19 protein-coding genes and 1 tRNA gene are annotated in these 26302 nt (G+C 61.6%); 15 read left to right on the top strand and 5 right to left on the bottom strand.

The window, feature by feature from the left end; genetic code table 11:
- Positions 1-13: 13 nt before the first annotated feature.
- The 7 genes from infB to AACY45_RS16075 all read left to right on the top strand — a co-directional run bounded on the left by infB (position 14) and on the right by AACY45_RS16075 (position 7375).
- Complete coding sequence (gene infB / locus AACY45_RS16045; RefSeq protein ID WP_339546369.1) at positions 14-2539, top strand: translation initiation factor IF-2; 2526 nt, start codon at positions 14-16, stop codon at positions 2537-2539.
- A gap of 159 nt (positions 2540-2698) precedes the next feature.
- Positions 2699-3100 carry a 30S ribosome-binding factor RbfA gene (gene rbfA, locus AACY45_RS16050; RefSeq protein ID WP_339546371.1) on the top strand — a complete coding sequence of 134 codons (402 nt, stop codon included), beginning with the start codon at positions 2699-2701 and terminating at the stop codon, positions 3098-3100.
- A gap of 3 nt (positions 3101-3103) precedes the next feature.
- Positions 3104-4021 (top strand): tRNA pseudouridine(55) synthase TruB, encoded by a 918-nt coding sequence (gene truB / locus AACY45_RS16055; RefSeq protein WP_339546372.1) that lies wholly within the window; start codon positions 3104-3106, stop codon positions 4019-4021.
- Between the two features lie 117 nt (positions 4022-4138).
- Complete coding sequence (gene rpsO, locus AACY45_RS16060) at positions 4139-4408, top strand: 30S ribosomal protein S15 (protein ID WP_003177875.1); 270 nt, start codon at positions 4139-4141, stop codon at positions 4406-4408.
- A 206-nt stretch (positions 4409-4614) separates the two neighbouring features.
- Positions 4615-6720 (top strand): polyribonucleotide nucleotidyltransferase, encoded by a 2106-nt coding sequence (gene pnp / locus AACY45_RS16065; RefSeq protein ID WP_166591400.1) that lies wholly within the window; start codon positions 4615-4617, stop codon positions 6718-6720.
- A 139-nt stretch (positions 6721-6859) separates the two neighbouring features.
- Positions 6860-6935, top strand: a tRNA-Thr gene (locus AACY45_RS16070).
- A gap of 134 nt (positions 6936-7069) precedes the next feature.
- The gene (locus tag AACY45_RS16075; RefSeq protein ID WP_339546375.1) at positions 7070-7375 is read left to right on the top strand and encodes a DUF6388 family protein; all 306 of its coding nucleotides are present in this window, start codon (positions 7070-7072) and stop codon (positions 7373-7375) included.
- A 44-nt stretch (positions 7376-7419) separates the two neighbouring features.
- On the opposite strand, the gene nadC is transcribed toward AACY45_RS16075, so the two are convergent.
- Positions 7420-8268 (bottom strand): carboxylating nicotinate-nucleotide diphosphorylase, encoded by an 849-nt coding sequence (nadC, locus tag AACY45_RS16080; RefSeq protein WP_339546377.1) that lies wholly within the window; start codon positions 8266-8268, stop codon positions 7420-7422.
- A gap of 180 nt (positions 8269-8448) precedes the next feature.
- Here nadC and ampD point away from each other — a divergent pair, with 180 nt between their 5' ends.
- The 4 genes from ampD (at position 8449) to AACY45_RS16100 (ending at position 12619) form a co-directional block, all read left to right on the top strand.
- Entirely contained in the window at positions 8449-9009 is a 561-nt protein-coding gene (ampD, locus tag AACY45_RS16085; RefSeq protein ID WP_339546378.1) for a 1,6-anhydro-N-acetylmuramyl-L-alanine amidase AmpD, read from the top strand.
- Positions 9006-9842, top strand: a complete 837-nt coding sequence (ampE, locus tag AACY45_RS16090) for a regulatory signaling modulator protein AmpE (RefSeq protein ID WP_339546379.1) — start codon at positions 9006-9008, stop codon at positions 9840-9842. Before ampD ends, ampE begins: the two co-directional genes overlap by 4 nt.
- A gap of 179 nt (positions 9843-10021) precedes the next feature.
- Positions 10022-12052, top strand: coding sequence for a methyl-accepting chemotaxis protein (locus AACY45_RS16095; protein WP_339546380.1), 2031 nt, complete (start codon positions 10022-10024; stop codon positions 12050-12052).
- 180 nt (positions 12053-12232) lie between these two features.
- Positions 12233-12619: a hypothetical protein gene (locus tag AACY45_RS16100; RefSeq protein WP_339546381.1), complete on the top strand. Its 387-nt coding sequence runs from the start codon at positions 12233-12235 to the stop codon at positions 12617-12619.
- Between the two features lie 4 nt (positions 12620-12623).
- On the opposite strand, the gene AACY45_RS16105 is transcribed toward AACY45_RS16100, so the two are convergent.
- Positions 12624-13400, bottom strand: a complete 777-nt coding sequence (locus AACY45_RS16105) for a TatD family hydrolase (RefSeq protein WP_339546382.1) — start codon at positions 13398-13400, stop codon at positions 12624-12626.
- 3 nt (positions 13401-13403) lie between these two features.
- Positions 13404-14399 (bottom strand): catabolite repressor/activator, encoded by a 996-nt coding sequence (gene cra, locus AACY45_RS16110; RefSeq protein ID WP_339546384.1) that lies wholly within the window; start codon positions 14397-14399, stop codon positions 13404-13406.
- A 304-nt stretch (positions 14400-14703) separates the two neighbouring features.
- Between cra and ptsP the strand changes: the two genes are divergently transcribed.
- From ptsP to AACY45_RS16125, 3 genes are read left to right on the top strand one after another with little or no spacing between them, the layout of a single operon-like run.
- Positions 14704-17565, top strand: a complete 2862-nt coding sequence (gene ptsP, locus AACY45_RS16115; protein ID WP_339546385.1) for a phosphoenolpyruvate--protein phosphotransferase — start codon at positions 14704-14706, stop codon at positions 17563-17565.
- Positions 17565-18506, top strand: a complete 942-nt coding sequence (gene pfkB, locus AACY45_RS16120) for a 1-phosphofructokinase (protein WP_339546386.1) — start codon at positions 17565-17567, stop codon at positions 18504-18506. Before ptsP ends, pfkB begins: the two co-directional genes overlap by 1 nt.
- Before the next feature lie 11 nt (positions 18507-18517).
- Positions 18518-20254 carry a PTS fructose-like transporter subunit IIB gene (locus tag AACY45_RS16125; RefSeq protein ID WP_339546387.1) on the top strand — a complete coding sequence of 579 codons (1737 nt, stop codon included), beginning with the start codon at positions 18518-18520 and terminating at the stop codon, positions 20252-20254.
- A 233-nt stretch (positions 20255-20487) separates the two neighbouring features.
- Here AACY45_RS16125 and AACY45_RS16130 read toward each other — a convergent pair whose 3' ends face one another.
- Together AACY45_RS16130 and AACY45_RS16135 are read right to left on the bottom strand one after the other, a co-directional pair.
- On the bottom strand, positions 20488-23019 hold the full coding sequence (locus AACY45_RS16130) for a sulfite reductase flavoprotein subunit alpha (protein ID WP_339546388.1): 2532 nt from the start codon (positions 23017-23019) through the stop codon (positions 20488-20490).
- Positions 23020-23152: 133 nt separating this feature from the next.
- Entirely contained in the window at positions 23153-25411 is a 2259-nt protein-coding gene (locus AACY45_RS16135) for a TonB-dependent receptor (RefSeq protein ID WP_339546389.1), read from the bottom strand.
- A 208-nt stretch (positions 25412-25619) separates the two neighbouring features.
- Between AACY45_RS16135 and AACY45_RS16140 the strand changes: the two genes are divergently transcribed.
- Positions 25620-26300, top strand: a complete 681-nt coding sequence (locus AACY45_RS16140; RefSeq protein WP_339546390.1) for a Fe2+-dependent dioxygenase — start codon at positions 25620-25622, stop codon at positions 26298-26300.
- Positions 26301-26302: the final 2 nt, after the last annotated feature.

Below are 26302 nucleotides of genomic sequence, written 5' to 3' on the forward strand. Positions count from 1 at the left end.
AGGAGAGAAGTGCATGACGCAAGTCACGGTGAAACAACTGGCCGATGAGGTCAAAACACCGGTAGAGCGCCTGCTGCAGCAGATGCGTGAGGCAGGTCTGCCGCACACCGCCGCCGAGGAACATGTGACCGATAGTGAGAAGCAATCTTTGCTGACACACTTGAAAAGCAGCCACAAGGCGAAAGTGGAAGAACCGCGCAAGATCACGTTGCAGCGTAAAACCACCAGCACCCTGCGTGTTGCTGGCAGCAAAAGCATCAGCGTTGAAGTACGCAAGAAGAAAGTCTTCGTACAGCGCAGCCCGGAAGAAATCGAAGCCGAGCGCAAACGCGAACTGGAAGAACGTCGCGCAGTAGAAAATGCTGCACGTCAGAAGGCTGAAGAAGAAGCCAAGCGTCGCGCCGAAGAAGAAGCGCGTCGCCAGCCTGCTGCTGCGCAAACCGCTACTTCCGGCGCTGTTGCAGCGCCTGCTGCGGCTGCCGAGCCAGTGCGTGAGAGCGCACCGGTGGCTGCCGCTCCAGCACCGTCTGCTGACGTTCGCAACAAGCAGAACGAACAGCGCCGTCCGGACAAACCACGTGCAGACGATAACAATCGTCGTGGCAGTGGCGATGGTGAGCGCAAAAACGCTCCGCATCGTGCTTCGGTCAAGGAAAAAGCGCCTGCTCCACGTGTTGCGCCACGTACTACCGACGAAGAAAGCGACAGCTTCCGTCGTGGTGGTCGCGGCAAGACCAAGCTGAAAAAACGCAACGCCCACGGTTTCCAGAGCCCAACCGGCCCTGTCGTGCGTGAAGTGAAGATCGGCGAGACCATCACTGTGGGCGATCTCGCCCAGCAGATGTCGGTCAAGGCTGCTGAAATCATCAAGTTCATGTTCAAACTGGGTACTCCAGCGACCATCAACCAAGTGCTTGATCAGGAAACTGCTCAACTGGTAGCCGAAGAACTGGGCCACAAAGTGACCCTGGTCAGCGACACCGCCCTGGAAGACTCCCTGGCCGAGTCCCTGAAGTTTGAAGGTGAGACCTTCTCCCGTGCGCCAGTCGTGACCGTAATGGGCCACGTTGACCACGGTAAGACCTCGCTGCTCGACTACATCCGTCGTGCCAAGGTAGCTGCAGGCGAAGCCGGCGGTATCACCCAGCACATCGGTGCTTACCACGTTGAAACCGAACGCGGCATGGTCACCTTCCTTGACACCCCTGGTCACGCCGCGTTTACCGCCATGCGTGCCCGTGGTGCCAAGGCGACCGACATCGTGATCCTGGTAGTTGCAGCGGACGACGGCGTGATGCCGCAGACCATTGAAGCTGTCCAGCACGCCAAGGCCGCTGGTGTTCCTCTGGTCGTTGCAGTGAACAAAATCGACAAGCCGGGCGCCGATCTCGACCGCATCCGTAGCGAACTGTCGGTTCACGGCGTGACGTCGGAAGAGTGGGGCGGTGATACGCCATTCGTTTCGGTTTCGGCGAAAGTCGGTACCGGTGTAGACGAACTGCTCGAAGCCGTCCTGCTGCAAGCCGAAGTTCTCGAACTGAAAGCAACCCCATCGGCCCCAGGTCGTGGTGTTGTGGTTGAATCGCGTCTGGACAAAGGTCGTGGCCCGGTGGCAACCGTTCTGGTTCAAGACGGTACCCTGCGCCAAGGCGACATGGTTCTGGTTGGTTCGAACTATGGCCGTGTACGTGCCATGCTCGACGAGAACGGCAAGCCAATCAAGGAAGCCGGTCCTTCCATCCCTGTCGAGATCCTCGGCCTGGACGGTACCCCGGACGCTGGCGACGAGATGAGCGTGGTTGCCGACGAGAAGAAAGCCCGTGAAGTGGCTCTGTTCCGTCAAGGCAAGTTCCGTGAAGTCAAACTGGCTCGTGCTCACGCAGGCAAGCTGGAAAACATCTTCGAGAACATGGGCCAGGAAGAGAAGAAGACGCTTAACATCGTCCTCAAATCTGACGTTCGTGGTTCGTTGGAAGCGTTGAACGGTGCCTTGAACGGCCTGGGTAACGACGAAGTGCAAGTGCGTGTAGTCGGTGGTGGTGTCGGTGGTATCACCGAGTCCGACGCCAACCTGGCACTGGCCTCCAACGCTGTCCTGTTCGGCTTCAACGTGCGTGCCGATGCTGGCGCGCGCAAGATCGTCGAGCAGGAAGGTCTGGATATGCGTTACTACAACGTGATCTACGACATCATCGAAGACGTCAAGAAAGCCCTGACCGGTATGCTCGGCAGCGATGTTCGCGAGAACATCCTGGGTATCGCCGAAGTGCGTGACGTGTTCCGTTCGCCGAAGTTTGGCGCGATCGCCGGTTGCATGGTTATCGAAGGTGTTGTGCACCGTAACCGTCCGATCCGTGTACTGCGTGAAGACATCGTTATCTTCGAAGGCGAGCTGGAATCCCTGCGCCGCTTCAAGGATGACGCTTCCGAAGTACGTGCCGGCATGGAATGCGGTATCGGCGTGAAGAGCTACAACGACGTCAAGGTCGGTGACAAGATCGAAGTCTTCGAGAAGGTGCAGGTTGCTCGCAGCCTCTAATTCGCGCACTTCAGGAGCCGTGACGGGTCGTTGCATGCAAATGCGCAGCTCGTTACCAGGACTCTAAACGCAACGCCCGGTCTGGCTTTTGTCAGGCCGGGCGTTTGCCGCTTTCAGACCTCACGGGTTTCACCGTGGGGCAGTAACAGGTAACAAGACATGGCAAAAGAATATAGCCGTACCCAACGCATCGGCGATCAGATGCAGCGCGAGCTTGCACAACTGATCCGTCGTGAAGTCAAAGACCCGCGCGTCGGCCTGGTCACCATTACCGCAGTGGAAGTCAGCCGTGACGTCGGTCACGCCAAGATCTTCATCACCGTGATGGGGCAGGACAGCGCCGAAGAAATTGCACAAAGCATCAAGGTGCTCAACTCCGCCGCCGGTTTCCTGCGCATGCAGCTGGCTCGTGAGATGAAGCTGCGCAGCGTTCCCCAGCTGCACTTCCACTATGACGAAAGTGTCGTACGTGGTGCCCATCTGTCGGCATTGATCGAGCGCGCCGTGGCTGAAGACAATCAGCACCCGGTCGCGGCAGAAACCGAAGACACCAAGGAGTAATCGGTGGCTCAGGTCAAACGTATCCGTCGTAATGTCAGCGGCATCATCCTGCTCGACAAGCCGTTGGGGTTCACCTCCAACGCGGCCTTGCAGAAGGTGCGCTGGTTGCTCAATGCCGAAAAGGCTGGCCACACCGGCAGTCTCGACCCGTTGGCCACTGGCGTGTTGCCGCTGTGCTTCGGCGAGGCGACCAAGTTCTCGCAATACCTGCTTGATTCCGACAAGGGTTATGAAACCCTGGCGCAATTGGGCAAGACCACCACCACGGCGGATGCCGAGGGTGAAGTTTTGCAGGAACGCCCGGTGACCGTTGGTCGCACCGATATCGAAGCGGTATTGCCCGGTTTTCGCGGGAAAATCAGTCAGATACCGCCGATGTACTCGGCCCTCAAACGCGATGGCCAGCCGTTGTACAAGCTGGCACGAGCAGGCGAAGTGGTGGAGCGCGAACCGCGATCTGTTACTATTGCGCGCTTGGAATTGCTGGCCTTTGAAGGTGACACTGCCCGCTTTGCCGTAGATTGCAGCAAAGGCACCTATATCCGTACCCTGGTGGAGGATATTGGTGAACAGCTCGGCTGTGGCGCTTACGTGGCAGAACTGCGACGTACCCAGGCCGGTCCATTCAGCCTGGCCCAGACGGTCACGCTGGAAGAGTTGGAAGCGGTACATGCCGAAGGCGGCAACGAAGCGGTCGACCGTTTCCTGATGCCATCGGACAGTGGCTTGCTGGATTGGCCGCTGTTGCAGTTCTCGGAGCACAGCTCGTTCTACTGGCTCAACGGCCAGCCAGTACGCGCCCCGGATGCACCGAAGTTCGGTATGGTACGGGTACAGGATCACAATGGTCGCTTCATCGGTATCGGTGAAGTGAGCGAAGACGGGCGCATCGCGCCACGTCGACTGATTCGGTCAGAATGACCGAACGAGGGTGGCTGTTAACAGGCACGGTCACTACTCATTTTTAGATACAGGGATTTGTCCCTGGCCTGTTGAAACTGTTTTTCTGAAACAGTTTCCTGATAAAAGGATTGCCTCATGGCTCTCGACGTTCAAGAAAAAGCTCAAATCGTAGCTGACTACCAGCAAGCTGTTGGTGACACTGGTTCGCCAGAAGTGCAAGTTGCACTGCTGACCCACAACATCAACAAGCTGCAAGGTCACTTCAAGGCCAACGGTAAAGATCACCACTCCCGTCGTGGTCTGATCCGCATGGTAAACCAGCGTCGTAAGCTGCTGGACTACCTGAAAGGCAAGGATCTGGGTCGTTATCAGACTCTGATCGGTCGCCTGGGTCTGCGTCGCTAATAAGCGATTGCGCTAGAGGTTGGTTGTCTGTCGTGCGCCAGTGGGTTCCCCGCTGGCGCATGGCAGGCTCCCAGCCTCAAGTTTTATCTGGATACCTGCTTTACCTGAGTAGCACCTGGACAATTGAGTCGGGCCGATTCCCGACGTTGCCCAAGAATTTCGCAAGAAACCAGTTCCCCCAAGAGCCACAAAGAAGGTAGGACACCGTGAACCCGGTAATCAAAAAATTCCAGTTCGGTCAGTCGACCGTTACCCTCGAGACCGGCCGTATCGCCCGTCAGGCCTCCGGCGCAGTATTGGTCACCGTTGACGACGACGTCAGCGTATTGGTGACCGTGGTTGGCGCCAAGCAAGCCGATCCAGGCAAAGGCTTCTTCCCTCTGTCTGTTCACTACCAGGAAAAGACTTACGCTGCCGGTAAGATCCCTGGCGGTTTCTTCAAGCGTGAAGGCCGTCCTTCCGAGAAAGAAACCCTGACTTCCCGACTGATCGACCGTCCGATCCGTCCGCTGTTCCCAGAAGGCTTCATGAACGAAGTGCAGGTTGTCTGCACCGTCGTTTCCACCAGCAAGAAAACCGATCCGGACATCGCTGCGATGATCGGTACCTCGGCGGCCCTGGCCATCTCCGGCATTCCTTTCGATGGCCCGATCGGCGCTGCCCGCGTTGCGTTCCACGAAAGCACCGGCTACCTGCTGAACCCGACTTACGAACAACAGAAAGCGTCGAGCCTGGACATGGTCGTTGCCGGTACTTCGGAAGCGGTACTGATGGTTGAATCGGAAGCCAAAGAGCTGACCGAAGACCAGATGCTGGGCGCGGTACTGTTTGCCCACGACGAGTTCCAGGTGGTGATCAACGCCGTCAAGGAACTGGCCGCCGAAGCCGCCAAACCGACCTGGACCTGGGCTCCACAGCCTGAAGCCACCGCACTGCTGGGCGCTATCCGTGCCGAGTTCGGTGAAGCCATCTCCCAGGCCTACACCATCACCATCAAGGCCGACCGTTACGCTCGCCTGGGTGAACTGAAAGACCAGGTCGTCGCCAAGCTGTCCGGTGAAGAAGGCCAACCGACTTCCGCTGAAGTCAAAGCCGCCTTCGGCGAAATCGAATACCGCACCGTTCGCGAAAACATCGTCAACGGCAAGCCGCGTATCGACGGCCGCGACACCAAGACCGTACGTCCGCTGAACATCGAAGTCGGCGTTCTGCCAAAGACTCACGGTTCGGCACTGTTCACCCGTGGCGAAACCCAGGCCCTGGTCGTTGCAACGCTGGGCACCGCCCGTGACGCACAACTGCTGGACACCCTGGAAGGCGAGAAAAAAGACCCGTTCATGCTGCACTACAACTTCCCTCCGTTCTCGGTAGGTGAGTGTGGTCGCATGGGTGGCGCTGGTCGTCGCGAAATCGGTCACGGTCGCCTGGCCCGTCGTTCGATCGCCGCCATGCTGCCTGCTGCCGACGTGTTCCCGTACACCATCCGTGTTGTGTCGGAAATCACCGAATCCAACGGTTCGAGCTCCATGGCTTCCGTTTGCGGCGCTTCCCTGGCCCTGATGGACGCTGGTGTGCCAATGAAGGCACCGGTTGCCGGTATCGCCATGGGTCTGGTTAAAGAAGGCGAGAAGTTCGCCGTTCTGACCGACATCCTGGGTGACGAAGACCACCTGGGCGACATGGACTTCAAAGTAGCCGGTACCGCCAAAGGTGTTACTGCGCTGCAGATGGACATCAAGATCAAGGGCATCACCGAAGAAATCATGGAAATCGCTCTGGGCCAAGCCCTGGAAGCGCGCCTGAACATCCTCGGTCAGATGAACCAGATCATTGGTCAGTCCCGCACCGAACTGTCGGAAAATGCTCCGACCATGATCGCGATGAAAATCGACACCGACAAAATCCGTGATGTCATCGGTAAAGGCGGCGCGACCATTCGTGCGATCTGTGAAGAAACCAAGGCTTCGATCGACATCGAAGACGACGGTTCGATCAAGATCTTCGGCGAAACCAAGGAAGCGGCTGAAGCTGCTCGTCAGCGCGTCCTGGGCATCACCGCAGAAGCCGAGATCGGCAAGATCTACGTGGGCAAGGTTGAGCGCATCGTCGACTTCGGCGCATTCGTCAACATCCTGCCAGGCAAGGACGGTCTGGTTCACATCTCGATGCTGAGCGACGCTCGCGTAGAGAAAGTGACCGACATCCTCAAAGAAGGCCAGGAAGTGGAAGTACTGGTGCTGGACGTGGACAACCGCGGCCGTATCAAGCTGTCCATCAAAGACGTCGCAGCAGCCAAGGCTTCGGGCGTTTAATCACTCCCTGCGCCTGACCGCTTCAACGCTCTGAGAAATGCCCCGCAGTGAACGCTGCGGGGTATTTTTTTGCCTGCAAGAAATTGACACCGCTGGGGAAGTTGCCTGACCCCAAAGTCAGTGCTAGGTTTAGCCCACCGCCCGTGTAGCTCAGTCGGTAGAGCAGCGCACTCGTAACGCGAAGGTCGCAGGTTCGATTCCTGTCTCGGGCACCAGGCAGTACCTGTTTTCCAATGATCCCGAATGGTTCTGAAGGCCAGATACACCAGGCAACACGCGGTTTATTTGCGTCAGAGAGATCCTTGATGATCCAGACCCATCTTCCATTCCTCAGATCAAAGAGAACGCCATGACCGTTAACGCATTGACCCAAGAAGCCAGGCACGAGCAAGCGCTGCAGTCCTACCTGCTGGATTCGCCCCAGTTGGCTGAAGAGATCAAGGACTTGCCCGCTGACGATCAGAAAGACCAGATCCAGTGGGCTTTCGAAGACGAGGCAGAATCCCAGGGCTTGCAGCCGTGGGAACTGACGCTCAAGTACACCTCAACCCCTGAAGAGTTCGAGGCCGCGCGCCTGGTGCTGCACAAGGAAGCGGCTGAGGTGCTGGGTGTCGAGTGGCAGGAGTACTGCGAGATGAACAATCTGGTGGTTTAACCCCGCACCTGCGTAGGAGCACGGAATGCCGTGCTCCTACGGCTTCAGAGGCTCAGACGCATCGACAGGTCGATCGCCTTCACATCCTTGGTCATTGCACCGATCGAAATATAGTCAACGCCGGTCTCGGCGATTGGCAGCAGCGTGCTTTCGTTGATCCCACCGCTGGCCTCCAGTTTCGCTTGGCCGCCGTTCAGGCGTACCGCTTCGCGCATATCATCCAGGCTCAGCTCGTCGAGCATGATGATGTCGGCACCGGCCGCCAGCGCCTCCTTGAGCTCTGCCAGGCTTTCCACTTCCACCTCCACCGGTTTGCCCGGGGCGATCTTGTGTGCGGCGGCAATGGCCTGGGCGATGCCGCCACTGGCAGCAATATGGTTTTCCTTGATCAGGAAGGCGTCGTACAGGCCGATACGGTGGTTATGGCAGCCACCACAGGTCACCGCATACTTTTGCGCCAGGCGCAGCCCAGGCAGCGTCTTGCGGGTGTCCAGCAGCTTGACCTGGGTCTGGGCAACGAAGTCGGCCAGGTACTGGGCGCGGGTGGCAACCCCCGACAGCAGTTGCAGGAAGTTCAGTGCACTGCGCTCACCGGTCAGCAACGAGCGGGCCGGGCCTTCGAGGTGGAACAACGGTTGATTGGGGTTCACCCGCTCACCGTCACGTACCTGCCAGTGCACCGCGACGCGCGGATCCAGTTGCCGAAACACGGCATCGACCCAGGCGGTGCCGCTGATGACGGCCGCGTCACGGGTAATGATGGTGGCTTTGGCCAGGCGCTCGGCCGGAATCAGTTGTGCAGTGATGTCGCCGCTACCGATGTCTTCCAGCAGCGCACGGCGCACATTGGCTTCGATTTCGGCGGTCAGATCGGCGAGGCGTAGATTCGGCATAACGGGCTCCACAAACAAAGTGTCACGATTATAGGGCCATGCCGGGAGTGAACCCAAGATCACAAATGCCTGGCCGAGGCATTACGCCACAGGCAGCGACTCAATCGCGGCAAGTGATCGCACCTGTGGGGTGATCGCGGCATACTGACGCCTGTCAAAGCCGTAGCTGAAGGAACCTGTATGCAGCTGGACCCCGCGAGTGGTTGGTTTGACGGTGTGCGTCATTGCCCCTCACCCAACTTCAATGCGCGCCCCTCGGGCGAAATTTCCCTGCTGGTGATCCACAACATCAGCCTGCCGCCGGCGCAGTTCGCCACGGGCAAGGTGCAGGCGTTTTTCCAGAACCGCCTGGATGTCACCGAACATCCCTATTTTGAAGGGATCGCCCACCTGCGCGTGTCGGCGCATTTCCTGATCGAACGTGACGGCAGCGTCACCCAGTTTGTCTCTTGTCTTGAGCGGGCCTGGCATGCCGGTGTTTCGCTGTTCGAGGGGCGTGAAGGTTGTAATGATTTTTCCCTGGGCATCGAGCTGGAGGGCACCGATGATCTGCCGTTCACCGACGCCCAGTACCAGGCGCTGACAGCCTTGACTCTGCAGTTGCAGGGCGCGTTTGCGGCGATCACCACTGAGCGTATCCAGGGCCACAGCGACATCGCGCCTGGACGCAAGACTGACCCGGGGCCGGCGTTCGACTGGACGCGTTACCGCGCCGCCCTGGCACAAGGGGAAGGACAATGAGTTTTGTGGTGTTACTGCTGGCCGTATGGATCGAGAAGTTCTCGGCACTGCGCCACCGGGTGCAACGCGACAGCGGTTGGCTGCGCGAATTGACCAAGCTTGAAAGCCATCCGCGGTTGAGCCGCCAACCCTGGCTGGTGCTGGTCCTGCTGGTGCTGTTGCCGGTGGCCTTGCTCGGCTTGTTGCTGCTGGTCCTGGATCCGGTGGCCTACGGTCTGCTGGCCTTGCCCGTGCATTTGCTGGTGGTGATCTACAGCCTGGGCCGGGGCGACGTGCTCGGTGAACTGGGGCCGTTTCGTGATGCCTGGCGCCGCGAAGACCTGCAAGCGGCCGCCCATGTCGCCCAGCGTGACCTGGGTATTGGCGCTGACAGCGGCGAACAATTACTGCAACAGGTGCAAGCCCGTTTACTGTGGCAGGCCTATCAGAGCTTTTTTGCGGTGATTTTCTGGTACTTCCTGCTGGGTCCGGTCGCGGCCTTGAGTTATCGCTTGCTGGCCTTGGCGGCCGAGCACAGCCAGCAGCCGGCGGTGGCCGAGCGTGCGGCGCAGTTGCGCCATGCTTTCGACTGGTTGCCGGTACGCCTGCTGGCGGCGAGTTTTGCCCTGGTGGGCAACTTTGTCGCGGTCAGCCGGGTGATGCTCCATGAATTGTTGAACTGGAACATCAGCGCCGCGCAACTGATCGAAAAAACCGGCAAGGTTGCGGGTGAAATCCCGGCCCCCGTGGCGGGCCCCGAGGGCATCAACAGCCTGGATCAATTGTGGGAATTGCTGCTGCGTGCGGCCGTGGTCTGGTACGCCGGCTTTGCCCTCTGGACCGTTCTGATCTAATTCGACCCCGCAGGCTGTGTCCGACCGCGAAGCGGTCGCCAACCCAGTCTGCGGCTCGTTAACCTTAAGTTACAAAAACTCCTGCCGATTTAAGCTATACAGAAGCAGCGCGCCGTAGTGGCTATCTGCTTTCTCTGCGTGCCTGCCTATAAAAATAAGAAATGAAAGGGGGACTTCTTGTGAAGAGTTTGCTCTATCCCGCCGTGGCCCTGATGAATCGCCTGAGCTTCGGTATGAAGTTCAGCCTGATCAGTGTGCTGTTCCTGCTGCCAATGCTGGTGACCAACTTCTATCTGGTGCGCGATTCTTATCGCGAGTTCCAGGGTACCCGCATTGAATTGCAGAGTCTCGACCTGCTGGGCAGTGGCCTGGCGCTGCGGCGCGACCTGGAGACCCTGAACAACCTGGTGCAAATCAACTCGACCCTGGGTCAATCCGGCAAGGCGGGCGACATCGAGGCCACCATCAGCGCCCTGGAGCAAAAGGTGCTGACCCGATTGCAGGACCTGAGCGCCATGAGCGACGACCCGCAGCAGGTCAGTCTGTTCGACGCCAAGCGCGATGAAATGCTTGCCGCGCTCAAGGCCCAGCAGACGGAAAAGTCCCTGCAGAGCAAAAGCGCGATGATCGCCAAGTTGCTGGGCAACGCGCAGATCTTTGGCCAGATCATCAGCAGCCAGGCGGGCCTGAGCCGGGACAATCAAAGTGATATCCGCCAACTGAGCGAACTGCTGACCACCGTTACCCCGCGCATCACCCAGATCCTTGGCGACGGCCGGGCCATGGGGGCATTTTCCCTGGGGCAGGGGTTCCTCAATTCGGCATCCTCCACCCGCTTCGATGAACTGTTGGCCCAGATGGAAAAGCTCCAGGCCGAGTACGCCCTCAAGCTGCAGGATGCCCTGGGCGCCAGCCAGGCCGCGCGTCAGGTGCTGGAGCCGGCAGCCACTGCCAGCCAGGCCACGCTCAAGCAGGCCAGCGAGCTGTTCGAAGAGCAAGTGGTGATGGCCGATACTCTCGATGCGCCCTGGCAGGGCTTCTACGATCAGGTCAGCGCCCTGATGCAACAGACCTATCAACTCAACGACGCGACCCTGAGCTTTCTCGGTGTCCAGTTGCAGCAACGCCTGGAGCAGAACCGCACGCACATGATCCTGCAGGCCGTGGCCCTGTCGGCGGTGTTCGTGCTGATTTTCTACCTCTACGGCGGCTTCTACGTTTCCACGCGCACCACCCTCAAGCGCCTCGGTGCGGTGATGGACAAAGTCGCCGCAGGCGACATGACGGTCACCTTCACCGCCCACAGTCGTGACGAGCTGGGGGAGTTGGGCAAGGTGTTCAACGGCACCGTGGCGAAGATTCACGACCTGATCGAACTGGTGGGGCAAACGGTCAACGAAGTCGAGCGCCAGGCCGGCCAGGTGGAGACGGTGTCGGCCCGCAGCAATCAGGCCGTGGCCGGGCAGCGCTCGCAGATCGAGCAGGTGGCCACCGCGATGAACCAGATGTCGGCCACCGCCCAGGAAGTCGCGCGCAGTGCCGCGACGGCGGTGAACAGCGCCCAAAGCGTCAACGACGAAACCATCAGCGGCCGTGGTCTGGTGGAGTCCCAGCAGGGCAGCATTGCGCAACTGGCTCATGAAATCGACACGTCGGTGCTGGTGATCAACCAGTTGGCCAGCGACAGCCAGTCCATCAGCCGGGTGCTGGAAGTGATCAAGAGCATCGCCGAGCAGACCAACCTGCTGGCCCTCAACGCCGCCATCGAGGCCGCCCGTGCCGGTGAGCAGGGGCGCGGGTTCGCGGTGGTGGCCGATGAAGTGCGCACCCTGGCCAAGCGTACCCAGCAATCGACCGAAGAAATCGAGCAGATGATCGCCAGGCTACACAGTGGCGTGGGCGCAGCGGTCAAGGCCATGGGGATCAGTCACCAGATGGCCAGCGGCACCGTCGGGCAGTCGGACAAGGTGCAGAAGGCCTTGGCCAACATCCTCGGGGCGGTGGGCATGATTGTTGATCAGAACCAGCAGATTGCCGCGGCGGTCGAGCAGCAGACGGCGGTGGCCCACGATATCGACCGCAACATCGTCGAAATCAACCGCGCCGGCGAGCGCACTGCCGAAGGGGCGCACCAGACCGAAGATGCCAGCCGTGCATTGTCGGCCCAGGTGGTGCAGTTGAAGCACTTGATCAGTGCCTTTCGGGTGTAAGGCTCAGAACAAAGACCGACTTGGTGTCGGCCTGATTCCGAATGCTCCGTAGTACAAGTGCCTGTTGCCTGTGGCTTCAGTCAGAAATCACTGCGCGCCTGGGATTTAAGTCTTCAATGAGTGGGCGTTCGCGCGTTTACTAGCACCCGCGAATGTGCCACTGCCTCGAGGAACACGCTCATGACAGCTGCCCCCCTAGGAATTACCGGGCAATGCGCCCACTGTCAGTTCACCCTGGTGCTCAAGCCCTGGCAACTGAATGCCATGGCCATCAACGAGACGTTTACCTGTCATCACTGCCAGAAACGCCTGCAGCTCAGTTGTCCGACCCAGCTCAAGCGCCTCAAGGCCCTGGACTCACTGGCCATGCTGCGCGCGAGCTTGCGGCTGATGATCGCCAGCGCCTGGCTGGTGGCATTGATGATGGAGTGGCTGGGGCTGTTGACAGGAATCGAGCAGTTGAATGTGTCGTTACTGGCACTGCTCATCTACTTCGTGGCGATGCGCTATGCGCGGCAGCGACAACACCTGAATCTGGTACTGCAGGCCGCCAAGGCGCACGCCTGAGCGGTTACCAATTGAACAGTTGGCAGGCATTGGCGGTGCTGGCCGCAGCCAGTTGTTCGGGGCTGATGGCCATGATCCCGGCCAGCGCCGTGCAAATCGCCGGCAGGTGAGCCGGGCTATTGCGTTGGCCGGGGTACATGGCGGGCGCCATGTCCGGCGAATCGGTTTCCAGTACCACTGAGTCCAGCGGCAGGCCGGCGATCACCTTGTGCATGCGCAGGGCTTGTGGCCAGGTGGCGGCCCCGCCCAGGCCGAGCTTGAAGCCGAGCTTCAGGTATTCGCGGGCTTCTTCCTGGCTGCCGGCAAAAGCGTGGATGATCCCGCCGCGAGGCAGCTTGAAGCGCTTCAAGGTGGCGATGACGGCGGCATGGCTGCGGCGCACGTGCAGCAGCGCCGGAAGGGCAAAATCCCTGGCCAGTTGCAGCTGTGCTTCAAACAGCATTTGTTGGCGCGGGCGGTCCAGGCTTGGCAGAAAAAAATCCAGGCCAAACTCGCCCACCGCACACAACTGCCGATGACCGGCCAGGCGGGTCAGCCAGTCCGCCAGTTCGGTGAGGTCGGCAGGGCGATGCTGATCGAGATAGACCGGGTGCAAGCCGAACGCGGCGTGCAGGTCCGGATCACTTTGCACCAGGTCCCAGACCCGCTGCCAGTTGGCCTGATACACCCCCAGCACCACCATGCGCTTGACCCCCAGCGCGCGGCTTTGCGCCAGCAGCGCCTGGCGGTCGGCGTCGAAGTCGGCAAAGTCCAGATGGGTGTGGCTGTCGATCAGCTCCACGGCTCAGTCCTGGTGAATGCGCTGCTTGAAGGTCCGTGCGATGGCCTGGACGCCGGGCTGGTAGTGGGCCTCTTCGATGGCCGCGAGGGCCAGTTGCAGGGCCTTTTCGGCAATCAACTGATGCTGCTGCGCCATGGCATTGACCGGCAGGGGCAGGAAATCCAGCAACTGGGTGTCACCAAAGGTGCCCAGGCGCAGTGGGCGGTTTTTCAGCGGGAAGTCATGCAGGGCATCAAACACACCTTGCAGCAGGACGTAGGAAGTGGTCACCAGTGCATCCGGCAAATGCCCGAGGCGTTGCAGCAACTCCTCCATCAACTGCCGACCGCCGTCGCGGCTGAACGACTCGCTGTGCTCGATCAGCACCTGGCCCTGGAAGTCGACCAGAGCTTGCTTGAACCCGGCGGCACGCTCCTGGCTGATGCTCAGTTCGGGCCGTGCGCCGATCAGCACGATCTGCCGGGGCGCCGGTGTCAACAGGCTGCGAGTGAGCTGCAGGCTGGCTTCGCGATCATCACTGATCACTGAACAGAAATGCTCTGGCTCCATGATTCGGTCGATGGCAATGATCGGTAATCCCTTGGCCTGCAACTGGCGATAGCTGTCGTCGCTGGCCGGCAGGCAACTGGCGACAAACAGCGCATCACAGCGGCGCGCGCGAAACAGCTGGAGCAACTGGCGCTCGCTGTCCGGCGCATCGTCGGAGCTGGCAATCAACAACTGGTAGCCACGGGCACGCGCCCCTTGCTCCAGGAGCTTGGCAATACGGGCATAACTGGGGTTTTCCAGGTCCGGCAGAATGAAACCCAGGGTCCGGGTATGCCGACTGCGCAACCCGGCCGCCTGCGGATTGGGGGTGAAGCCATGCTGTTCGACCACCGCGCGTACGCGCTCGACGGTGGCACTGCTGATGCGCTGCTGTTCGGCCTTGCCATTGATGACGTAGCTGGCGGTGGTCACGGACACACCGGCGAGCTGGGCGATATCACTGAGTTTCAACTCGGGAGTTCCTTGTTTTTTCGAGCATGCCCCGACATTTTCGCCAATCCTACCTGAATAAGGCAGCCGACCAATGTCGCACGCAACTGACCGGTTGGACTTCAAGCCTGAGAGATTATCGAGTAACGTGCCATTTAATCTAGATTAAACGTTTCAGCAGGCGTATTTTCTGCACTATTGGCAATTTTTGTCCGGACTGCCGCGTAACCGCCAAACAATGCCCTGAAAAAGTGCACGGATAAAAGCCTAAGCTGATTCATTCAAAACAATACCTGGTGCCCCAAGGCACCAAAAAGGAGAACGCATGCTCGAGCTCACCATAGAGCAGATATCCATGGCCCAAAGCGCTGCGGATAAAGGCGCTGCTTTGCACCTGCTGGCCGACAAACTGGTCGCCGATGGCCTGGTGGCCGAGGGTTACCTCAGCGGGTTGCAGGCGCGGGAAGCCCAGGGCTCGACCTTTCTTGGTCAAGGTATTGCCATCCCCCACGGCACCCCGGATACCCGCGAACTGGTGCACACCACCGGCGTGCGCCTGTTGCAGTTCCCCGATGGCGTGGACTGGGGCGACGGGCAAATCGTGTACCTGGCGATCGGTATCGCGGCCAAATCCGACGAGCATCTGCGCCTGCTGCAATTGCTCACCCGCGCCCTCGGTGAAACCGATCTGGGCCAGGCCCTGCGCCGTGCCAGCACGGCCGAAGCCTTGCTCAAACTGCTGCAGGGGGCGCCGCAGGAGCTGGCGCTGGATGCGCAAATGATCGGCCTGGGCGTGTCCGCCGACGATTTTGAAGAACTGGTCTGGCGCGGCGCACGCTTGTTGCGCCAGGCCGACTGTGTGAGCAACGGCTTCTCGGCGGTCTTGCAACAGGTCGAGGCGTTGCCGCTGGGCGACGGGCTGTGGTGGTTGCACAGCGAGCAGACGGTCAAGCGTCCGGGCCTGGCATTCGTCACCCCGGACAAGCCGATTCGTTACCTTGGCCAGCCGCTGAGCGGACTGTTCTGCCTGGCCAGCCTCGGGGAGGCCCACCAGGCCTTGCTGGAACGCCTGTGTGCCTTGCTGATTGAAGGGCGCGGCCACGAACTGGGCCGCGCCACCAGCCGGCGCGCGGTGCTGGAAGTGCTGGGCGGCGAGCTGCCGGCCGATTGGCCGAGCGCCCGGATCGCCCTGGCCAACGCCCACGGCCTGCATGCCCGCCCGGCGAAGATCCTGGCGCAACTGGCGAAAAGTTTTGACGGCGAGATTCGCGTGCGCATCGTCGACGGCCAGGACAGTGCCGTCTCCGTGAAAAGCCTGAGCAAGTTGCTCAGCCTGGGCGCCCGCCGTGGCCAGGTGCTGGAGCTGATCGCCGAGCCGAGCATTGCCAGCGACGCACTGCCGGCCTTGCTGGCGGCGATCGAAGAGGGCCTGGGTGAAGAAGTCGAACCCTTGCCTGCCATCAGCGCACAGCCGCCCGTCATCGCCGACATCGCCACGGTGCTGGTCGCGCCGGCTTCCGGCAGCCTGATCCAGGCGATTGCCGCAGCCCCGGGGATTGCTATCGGGCCTGCCCACATCCAGGTCCAGCAAATCATCGATTACCCCTTGCGCGGTGAGTCCACGGCGATTGAACGCGAGCGTCTGCACGCCGCGCTGGCCGAAGTGCGCCGCGACATCGAAGGCTTGATCCAGCGCAGCAAGGCCAAGGCCATTCGCGAGATTTTCATCACCCACCAGGAAATGCTCGACGACCCGGAACTGTCGGACGAAGTCGATACGCGCCTGAAACAGGGCGAAAGCGCCGAAGCGGCCTGGATGGCCGTGATCGAGGCCGCAGCCCGCCAGCAGGAGTCGTTGCAGGATGCCTTGCTTGCCGAGCGGGCCGCGGACTTGCGTGACATCGGCCGCCGGGTACTGGCGCAACTGTGTGGCATCCCGACCCCCAGCGAGCCGGAGCAACCTTACATCCTGGTGATGGATGAAGTCGGCCCCTCGGATGTGGCACGCCTGGACCCGGCCCGCGTAGCCGGCATCCTCACCGCCCGCGGTGGCGCCACCGCCCACAGCGCCATCGTCGCCCGTGCGCTGGGGATCCCGGCGCTGGTCGGCGCCGGCGCGGCCGTGTTGCTGTTGGCCCCCGGCACACCGCTGCTGCTCGATGGCCAGCGCGGGCGCTTGCATGTCGACGCCGATGCCGCGACCTTGCAACGCGCCAGCCAGGAACGCGACACCCGTGAGCAACGCCTCAAGGCTGCCGCCGAACAACGCCACCAACCGGCCCTGACCCGCGATGGGCATGCCGTTGAAGTGTTTGCCAACATTGGCGAAAGCGCCGGGGTGGCGAGCGCAGTGGAGCAGGGCGCCGAAGGCATCGGCTTGCTGCGCACCGAACTGATTTTCATGGCCCATCCCCAAGCCCCGGATGAAGCCACCCAGGAAGCCGAATACCGGCGGGTGCTCGATGGCCTGGGCGGACGCCCGCTGGTGGTGCGCACCCTCGATGTGGGCGGTGACAAGCCGTTGCCTTACTGGCCGATCGCCAAGGAAGAAAACCCTTTCCTCGGTGTGCGCGGCATTCGCCTGACCCTGCAGCGTCCGCAGATCATGGAAGGGCAACTGCGCGCCTTGTTGCGCGCCGCCGACAACCGCCCGCTGCGGATCATGTTCCCCATGGTCGGCAGCGTCGACGAGTGGCGGCAGGCGCGGGACATGACCGAGCGCCTGCGCCTGGAAATCCCGGTGGCCGACCTGCAACTGGGAATCATGATCGAGGTCCCGTCGGCTGCCTTGCTGGCGCCGGTCCTGGCCCGGGAAGTCGACTTCTTCAGCGTCGGCACCAACGACCTCACCCAATACACCCTGGCCATCGACCGCGGTCACCCGACCTTGTCGGCCCAGGCCGATGGCCTGCACCCGGCGGTCCTGCAATTGATCGACATCACCGTGCGCGCGGCCCATGCCCATGGCAAATGGGTGGGCGTGTGCGGCGAGCTGGCGGCGGACCCGCTGGCGGTGCCGGTGCTGGTGGGGCTGGGAGTGGACGAGTTGAGCGTTGGCGCACGCAGCATCGCCGAGGTCAAGGCGCGGGTGCGTGAACTGAGCCTGGCGCAGGTACAACAATTGGCCCAACAGGCATTGGCCGTGGGCAGCGCACAGGATGTGCGCCAATTAGTGGAGGCGCTGTAATGGCACGTATTTTAACCCTGACCCTCAATCCGGCCCTGGACCTCACGGTGCAGTTGCCGCTGTTGGCGCCCGGTCAGGTCAATCGCAGCACCGCCATGCACACCCATGCTGCCGGTAAAGGGGTGAACGTGGCGCAGGTGCTGGCCGACCTGGGGCATCAAGTGACCGTCAGCGGATTCCTTGGCGAGGACAACCTACAGGCGTTCGAGGCGTTGTTCGCCCATCGGGGGTTTGTCGATGCCTTTGTCCGCGTCCCGGGGGAAACCCGCAGCAACATCAAACTGGCCGAAGACGACGGGCGCATCACCGACCTCAATGGGCCTGGCCCGCAGATCAGTGCGGCGGCGCAGCAGGCCCTGCTCGATCGCCTGGAGCAAATCGCCCCCGGGCATGCTGCGGTGGTCGTCGCCGGCAGCCTGCCCCGAGGCGTCAGCGCCCAGTGGTTGCAGGCGTTGTTGCGACGCTTGAAGGACAAGGGCCTGAAGGTCGCCCTGGACACCAGTGGTGAAGCCCTGCGCGCAGGGCTGGCGGCGAGTCCCTGGTTGATCAAGCCCAACACCGAAGAACTGGCCGAGGTGCTCGATTGCGACGTGCTGTCGCTGACGGCCCAGGCCGAGGCGGCGAGTCGCTTGCATGCACAAGGCATCGAGCACGTGGTGATTTCCCACGGCGCCGACGGGGTCAACTGGTTCAGTGTCGGCTCGGCGATGCATGCCACGCCGCCCAGGGTCAGCGTGGCCAGCACGGTGGGGGCCGGCGATTCTTTGCTCGCGGGCATGCTGCACGGCCTGCTCAGTGCCGACACCCCGGAGCAGACGCTGCGTACCGCCACCGCGATTGCCGCGCAGGCGGTGACCCAGATCGGTTTTGGCATCCACGACACGGCGCAGTTGGCGCAGCTCGAACAGGCGGTGCGTGTTCGCCTCCTGACAGAACAATAAGAGGGTTGGTCATGAAGTTAGCCATTGTTACTGCCTGCCCCAATGGCATGGTCACCAGTGTGCTGTGCGCCCGGCTGCTGGACGCTGCAGCGCAGCGCCAGGGCTGGAGCACCAGTGTCGAAGTGCACGATGAGGCGCATCCGGAGCGTCAGCTGTCGGCGGCGGTCATCGATGATGCCGAATGGGTGTTGCTGGTCAGCACCGGTGCGGTGGACCTGACGCGGTTCGTCGGTAAACGCCTGTTCCAGAGCACGCCCTCCCAGGCCCTGCAGGATGTCGATGCGGTGCTGCGCCGGGGCGCCGAAGAGGCGCAGGTCTACAGCGCGCCGCTGGCCATTGCCGGGCCGGTCAGCGCCAGTCCGTCCGCGCCGCGCCTGGTGGCGGTCACTGCCTGCCCGACGGGTGTGGCCCACACCTTCATGGCGGCCGAGGCCCTGCAACAGGCGGCCAAACGCCTGGGCTACGAGCTGCAAGTGGAAACCCAGGGCTCGGTGGGCGCGCGCAATCCGTTGAGCGCCCAGGCGATCAGTGAGGCCGACGTGGTGCTCCTGGCGGCGGATATTGAAGTGCCGACCGAGCGTTTTGCCGGCAAGAAAATCTACCGCTGTGGTACCGGCATCGCCCTCAAGCAAGCCGAAGCGACCCTGAACAAAGCGCTGGCCGAAGGTAAGCTCGAAAGTGCCGCGGCTGCGGGTGGGCCGGTCAAGTCTGAGAAGAGCGGCGTCTACAAACACCTGTTGACCGGTGTGTCCTTCATGCTGCCGATGGTGGTGGCAGGCGGCCTGATGATCGCCTTGTCTTTCGTGTTCGGCATCGAGGCGTTCAAGGAGCAGGGCAGCCTGGCGGCGGCCTTGATGCAGATCGGCGGCGAAACCGCCTTCAAGTTGATGGTGCCGCTGTTGGCGGGTTACATCGCCTACTCGATTGCCGACCGCCCGGGCCTGGCGCCGGGGATGATTGGCGGCTTGCTGGCGAGCACCCTGGGTGCCGGTTTCATCGGCGGGATCATTGCCGGTTTCATCGCAGGCTATGCCGCGCAGGCAATCAATCGATATGCACGCTTGCCGCAAAGCCTGGAAGCGTTGAAACCGATCCTGATCATTCCGCTGCTGGCGAGCCTGTTCACCGGGCTGGTGATGATCTACGTGGTGGGCAAACCCGTGGCCGGGATGCTCACCGGCCTCACCCACTTCCTCGATAGCATGGGCACTACCAACGCGATCCTACTGGGGGTGCTGCTGGGCGGGATGATGTGCGTTGACCTCGGCGGGCCGATCAACAAGGCGGCTTATGCGTTCTCGGTGGGGCTGCTGGCCTCGCAGAGTTATGCACCGATGGCCGCCACCATGGCCGCCGGCATGGTGCCGCCGATCGGCCTGGGTATTGCCACCTTCATCGCCCGGCGCAAGTTCGCGCAACCCGAGCGCGAGGCGGGTAAAGCGGCGCTGGTGCTGGGGCTGTGCTTCATCTCCGAAGGGGCGATCCCGTTCGCCGCCAAGGACCCGCTGCGGGTGATCCCGGCCAGCATCGCCGGGGGCGCCTTGACCGGTGCGCTGTCGATGTACTTCGGCTGCAAACTGATGGCGCCCCACGGCGGGCTGTTCGTGATGCTGATCCCCAACGCGATCAATCATGCGCTGTTGTACTTGCTGGCGATTGTTGCTGGCAGCCTATTGACCGCGGTGGTCTATGCGCTGCTCAAGCGTCCGGAAACCACCGAACTGGCGCTGGAGCCGGCCAAAGCCTGATGCTCCAGATCCGTAGCAGCTGCCGAGCCCGCGAGGCTGCGTTCGAGGACGCAGTCCTCGCCGGGTCGGCGGGCGGGCTTGGCGTCTGCTTCGCAGCCGAACGCAGCCTCGCGGGCTCGGCAGCTGCTACGAGCTCGCGATAGACGTCAACAACGCACGCTGCCTGGATCAACGCAGTGTGCTTGAAGCCCTCGCGAGCAGGCTCGCGGCTACAACAGGAACTGGCGATGTCCTCAATAGACGTCGCGGCGATAACGCCCTTGCTCGATCAACCGCTGCACCACCTCGGCGCCCAGCTCCTCGTTGAGCACCTGGTCCACCCCCAACGCCATCCCTTGCAGGCTGCCGCAGATGTAGATCACGGCGCCGTCGGCCAGCCATTGCTTGAGCACGCTGGCGTGTTCGCGCAGGCGATCCTGGACGTAGATTTTCTCGGCCTGGTCCCGTGAGAAGGCCAGGTCCAGGCGTTCCAGATCACCCTCGATCAACGCGCTTTCCAGCTCGTCGCGGCACAGGTAGTCATGGGCGCGATTGCGCTCGCCAAAGAGCAGCCAGTTGCGGGTCTGGCCGTCGGCGATGCGTGCCTTGAGCAAGCTGCGCAGGCCGGCCAGGCCGGTGCCGTTGCCCAGCAGGATCATCGGTACCGGGGAGGCCGGCAGATGGAAGCCGCTGTTGCGCCGCACCCGCAGGCTGATCGCCGAGCCGACGGGCGCGTGTTCGGTCAGCCAGCCCGAGCCGATGCCCAGGCTGCCGTCGGCGTGACGTTCCTGGCGCACGATCAATTCCAGTACGCCGTCGGCGGCAATCGAGGCAATGGAATACTCACGCATCGCCAGGGGCACCAAGGCGTCCACCAGGGCCTGGGCATGCAAGCCCACCAGGTGGGCGCGATTGTCCGGCAACTGACGGCTGGCCAAGGCCTGTTCGAGGGGCTCCAGCAGGCCATCGAGTTGCACCGCCGTTTCGCCCGGGATACCCAGCCCTTCAAGGAAGTGTTCGACCGCCCACGGGCAGTTGCGGGGCAGCACTTCCACCAGGTCGCCGGCCAGCCAACTGCTGGTGTCGGGTGCGGTCAGGCCGAGCAAATACACTTCGCCACCGCTGCTGTCAGGGTTCAACAGCTCACGTTTGCTCAAGGTCCAATGGTTATAGCTGGGGGCTTGCCAGGTGGTGACCGGGGCCTGTCCGGTCAGTTGGCCTAGCTGTTGCTGCCAATGACTCAAGGCGTAGGGGTCGGCGCTATCGACCTCGACCGGGGCAAACAGGGTGGTGCCGCCGTGCTCGGCCAGCCAGCCATGCAAGCGCCGGGCGAAGCCACAGAAGTGCTGGTATTGCCGGTCGCCCAGGCCCAGCACCGCGTAGTGGAGGCTGGACAGGCTCGCTGCCCGCCCCAGTACCTTGCGCTCGAAACCGCGGGCACTGTCCGGCGCTTCACCGTCGCCAAAGGTACTGACCACGAACAGCGCATGGCGCGAGTCGCGCAAGTCCTGTTCGCTGACGGCGGCCAACGGCTGGACCTTGACCGGCAAGCCGGCCGCCTGCAGTTGGCTGGCGGTCTGCCAGGCCAGTTGCTCGGCAAAGCCGCTCTGGCTGGCAAACCCGATCAGCCAGGCCGGGGCATCGCCGGTGGCTGGCGCGAGGTCATTGCGCGCCTGCTGGACCTGGCGTTTCTTGCGCCGCCGATCGAGGTACAGCAGCCAGCCGGTGATGAAGAACAGCGGCATCAGCAGGGACGTGACCATCAGCACGATGCGCCCGGCGAGCCCGAAGTAACTGCCGACGTGCAGCGCGTAGATGCTGGTCAGCAATTGTGCCTTGAGGCTCTTGTCGCTGTAGCGGTCATGGTGCTTGATGACCCCGGTGGCCGGGTCGAGGCTGATCTGGTTCAGCGCGCGGTCATGGGGCGAGGTCTTGAGCAGGTAGAACACCGTGGCTTGTTGGCCGGCCACCGGTGGCAGGCGCACGTTGTAGGCGCTCAGGTCCGGGCCGGCCACGCTGTAGATGCTGCTCCAGACCGCGTTGTAGTCGACCACCAGCGCCGGGCCGGCCGGTGGCGGCGCACCGCGCTTGGGGCGTACACGTTCCTGTTGCGGCCCGTCGGAGAGCAGTTGGGTCACGCCCTTGTTGTACCACTCATAGGACCAGGTCAGCCCGGTCAGCGCGGCCAGCAGGTACGCCAGCAGGCACCAGGTGCCGGCCACCGAGTGCAGGTCCCAGTTGAAGGCACGGCCTTTTTTGCGCCAGTCCAGGGTCAGCCAGGCGCGCCAGCTGCGCCACTGGCGTGGCCAGCGCAGGTACAGGCCGGACAGGCAGAAGAACACCAGGATCAGGGTGCAGGCACCGGTGATTTGTCGGCCGACGTCGCCCATGGCCAGAAAGCGGTGCAGTTGCAGCATCAGGCCAAAAAAGTCCTGGCCCACCACATCGCCCATGAACTCGCCGGTGTAGGGATTGACGTAGCGCATCTGCCCGCGTCGTTCGCCCGGCGGTGGCGTGAAGGACAGGCGGGCGGCATAAGCGCTGTCGATGTCGACCCAAAGCATCGAGACCTTTTTGCCCTCGGTGGCTTCGGCCCTGGCCACCAGGTCCGCGGGCGGCAACACCCCGGCGGGAAGTTTTTCCACCTGCAGCACCTGGGGGTTGAGCGCGCGCAGGATCTCGTCCTGAAACGACACCGTCGCCCCGGTAAAGCCCATTACAGCCAGGACCAGCCCCGCGCTGATGCCGAAGAACCAGTGCAGCTGGAACAGGGTTTTCTTCAACACGTCGACCGCCTTGTTCGTTTAAAGATGTATTTTCACGGCGCGCATTATGCCGTGTGTGATCGGTAAGCCAGGTGCTTTACGCACAAAAGCCCCGCTCATCGGGATGAACGGGGCCTTGGGCTGCACGCTTTGTTTAGAAGTGGACGTTGGCGTTCAGCAGGGCGGTCCGACCCGCCGCCACATGGGCGTAGTGCGTCTGGAAGACCTGGTCGAAATAGCGCTTGTCAGTCAGGTTCTGAACATTGAGTTGCAGGTCGATGTTCTTGGTCAGGCGATAGCTGGCCATTGCGTCATAGCGCCAGTAGGACGGGATCTCCACCGAATTAGCGACGTTGCCGAACTGCGAATCAACAAAGGTGGCGCCAGCACCAACGGTCAACTTGTCAGGCACCAGATCATAAGTCGACCACAGGGTGAAGTTGTTCCGTGGAGTGCTCGGCATGTGGTTACCTTCATCGGCGGCGAGGGTGGTTTTGACCACTTCGCTTTCCATGTAGGTGTATCCGCCGAATACTTTCCAATTACGAGTCAGGTTGCCGCTGTAGCCCAACTCCACACCATTGACTCGTTGCTCACCGTCCAGCACTTGAGTGGTGGCGCCATCCGGATCGTCAATGCGCGCATTGGTTTTCTCAGTACGGAACAGTGCGGCAGTCAACGACAGGTCGTCACCAAAGAAGTCCCATTTGGTGCCGATTTCATAGTTGCGGTTCTTTTCCGGATCCAGGTCGCTGTTGGCTGCAGTGAGTTCCAGGCCGCCATTGCCGCTGGTTTCGCCAGCCGGGTTGCTGGACGTGGAGTAGGCGGCGTAGATGCTTCCATTTGGCAGCGGGTTGTAGACCACGCCGATCTGGTAGTTCAACAGGTCGCTGGTGTTCTCGCGAGAGAAGGCGCCGGCAGGTGTGCTACGGCCAGCGTTGGCGTAGCCACTGGATTCTGTCTGGTAGTTGTCGTAACGCAAGCCCAGGTTCAGGGACCATTGCTCGTTGAATTTCAACGTATCGAACACATAGGCCGCTGCGGTTTTGGTGTCCGTATCGGTAAAGGCGGCGCTGTCGGTGATCGTGCCGATCCAGGTATCCCCAGGCGTTGGCTTGTACAGGCTGGTGCAGTCGCCAGAGTTGAACAGGGCAGGGTTACATTTAGTGCCGCTGGCGCTCGAGGTCAGAGCGTAAGGGCGGTTGTGGGTGTCTTGATAGGAAAACTCAAGGCCGGTAACCAGGCTGTGCTCAATGCTGCCGGTATTGAATTTGGCGCTCAGGTCGGTTTGGTTGATCCAGCCACTGGACGTCGAGTTACGGCTCTTGGTGCCACGGTACACGCTGCCGTTGACCACGTTGCCCTTGCTGTCGTCAGGGTTGGTAACGATGTAGTCCAGGGTCGAGCGCGACATGCGGAAACTGTTCGACACGGTCAGGTCGTCATTCAGATCGTGCTCGATCTTGATGGTGCCGCTGTCGTTGCTGGTCTGGCGGTAGTCACGACCGGTGAGGCCGTAGAAGTTATCGCGATCGACATGCACAGGTTTATCGACGTTGTACTTGCTGCGGTTGGGGCTCGAGACCAACGGAATGCCGTAGTCGGGCATATCGTCGGTTTCGACGTGGTAGTAGCCGACGGTCAACCGTGTATCAGTGCCCAGGCCAAAGGCGAAGGATGGCGCTACACCCCAGCGGCTCACGTCCACCGCACCACGGCCGGCGACGTTCGCTTCATGCTTCATCAGGTTCAGGCGGAACGCCGAACTGTCCGTCATTTGCTGGTTCAGATCGAGGGTGGTGCGCTTGGTCTGGTCCGAACCCCACGTGAAACCACCATTGTAGGAATTGCCCAGTTTGGCGGTCTTGCTCACCAGGTTCAGGCTGCCACCGGTAGAGCCGGCACCAGTGAAGGCTGACCCCGGCCCCTTGCTGACCTCGATCGATTCAACGTTGAAAATTTCGCGGCTCTGGGAAGCCGGGTCGCGCATGCCGTCGACGAACACGTCGCTCTCGGCGTTGAAGCCACGAATGATCGGGCGGTCACCGGCGGGGTTACCGCCTTCGCCTGCGCCAAAAGTGATACCGGGCGTGGTGCGCAGTGCATCCACAAGGCTGGTGGCAGCGGTATCGCGAATCACTTGTTGTGGAATCACTGTGACGCTTTTTGGCGTCTCGCGCAGGGGCGCTGTGTATTTCTTGGAGGCCGAAGTGTCGGTCTTGTAAGAGGTGTCATCTTGTTCACCGGTCACGCTGGTAGCGTCCAGTGCAATCGCATTGCCGGAGGTTTTCGCGTCAGTCTTTTCTGCGGCGAAAACCATGTGGCCGGCGGAGCTGGCGGTGATCGCCACGCCAATTGCAGACGCGAGCAAACGTGGTGAGCTGACCGGTGATTGTTGTGGCTGGCGTGACATGGTGAATTCCCCTCCCCAAGGATTTGAGGTCGCGAAATATAGGGTAAACACGTATTTGTATCAATTGCGAAATATTGCCATTTGCACTGAATTTACATTCTTTACAATTTACCCTTACGGTTTTTACGTTCTCGTTCGTCACGCCGGTTTTACATAGTCAATAAGAATCAATACCATTGCGATCCTTTGACTTTCAGGTGTCGCCCCCATGCTGCTGCATATTCCCGGCTTGTTCTCCCGTGAAGAGGTGCAGCGCATCCGCGAGGCGCTGCAGCAGGCCGATTGGGCCGATGGCAAGATCACCGCCGGGTTCCAGTCGGCCAAGGCCAAGCACAACCTGCAATTGCCCGAAGGTCATCCACTGGCCCAGGAAATTGGTGCAGCCCTGCTCGAGCGGCTGTGGAAGCACCCGCGCTTTATGTCTGCCGCGCTGCCGCACAAGGTTTTCCCGCCCTTGCTCAACTGCTACACCGCCGGTGGCAGTTTCGACTTTCATATCGACAACGCCGTGCGCCAGCCCAAGGGCAGTGTCGAGCGCGTGCGCACCGACCTGTCGTCGACCCTGTTCTTCAGCGACCCGGACGAATACGACGGTGGCGAACTGGAAATCCAGGACACCTTCGGCACCCAGCGCGTGAAGTTACCGGCGGGCGACCTGGTGTTGTACCCGGGCACCAGCCTGCACAAAGTCAACGCGGTCACTCGCGGCACGCGCTACGCGTCGTTCTTCTGGACCCAGAGCCTGGTGCGCGAGGACAGCCAGCGTGCCTTGCTGTTCGAGATGGACGAGGCGATCCAGCAGTTGACCCTGGACATGCCCGATCACCCGTCCTTGATCCGCCTGACCGGCACCTACCACAACCTGCTGCGTCGCTGGGTCGAGGTCTGAGC

It is taken from the genome of Pseudomonas sp. RA_35y_Pfl2_P32 (assembly GCF_963970735.1).
Lineage (GTDB): Bacteria > Pseudomonadota > Gammaproteobacteria > Pseudomonadales > Pseudomonadaceae > Aquipseudomonas.

Excerpts from the sequence above, each read along its gene's own strand:
- infB (WP_339546369.1), top strand. The coding sequence starts at position 14 with ATGACGCAAGTCACGGTGAAACAACTGGCCGATGAGGTCAAAACACCG.
- rbfA (WP_339546371.1), top strand. The coding sequence starts at position 2,699 with ATGGCAAAAGAATATAGCCGTACCCAACGCATCGGCGATCAGATGCAG.
- rpsO (WP_003177875.1), top strand. The coding sequence starts at position 4,139 with ATGGCTCTCGACGTTCAAGAAAAAGCTCAAATCGTAGCTGACTACCAG.
- AACY45_RS16075 (WP_339546375.1), top strand. The coding sequence starts at position 7,070 with ATGACCGTTAACGCATTGACCCAAGAAGCCAGGCACGAGCAAGCGCTG.
- nadC (WP_339546377.1), bottom strand. The coding sequence starts at position 8,268 with ATGCCGAATCTACGCCTCGCCGATCTGACCGCCGAAATCGAAGCCAAT.
- ampD (WP_339546378.1), top strand. The coding sequence starts at position 8,449 with ATGCAGCTGGACCCCGCGAGTGGTTGGTTTGACGGTGTGCGTCATTGC.
- ampE (WP_339546379.1), top strand. The coding sequence starts at position 9,006 with ATGAGTTTTGTGGTGTTACTGCTGGCCGTATGGATCGAGAAGTTCTCG.
- AACY45_RS16100 (WP_339546381.1), top strand. The coding sequence starts at position 12,233 with ATGACAGCTGCCCCCCTAGGAATTACCGGGCAATGCGCCCACTGTCAG.
- ptsP (WP_339546385.1), top strand. The coding sequence starts at position 14,704 with ATGCTCGAGCTCACCATAGAGCAGATATCCATGGCCCAAAGCGCTGCG.
- pfkB (WP_339546386.1), top strand. The coding sequence starts at position 17,565 with ATGGCACGTATTTTAACCCTGACCCTCAATCCGGCCCTGGACCTCACG.
- AACY45_RS16125 (WP_339546387.1), top strand. The coding sequence starts at position 18,518 with ATGAAGTTAGCCATTGTTACTGCCTGCCCCAATGGCATGGTCACCAGT.
- AACY45_RS16135 (WP_339546389.1), bottom strand. The coding sequence starts at position 25,411 with ATGTCACGCCAGCCACAACAATCACCGGTCAGCTCACCACGTTTGCTC.
- AACY45_RS16140 (WP_339546390.1), top strand. The coding sequence starts at position 25,620 with ATGCTGCTGCATATTCCCGGCTTGTTCTCCCGTGAAGAGGTGCAGCGC.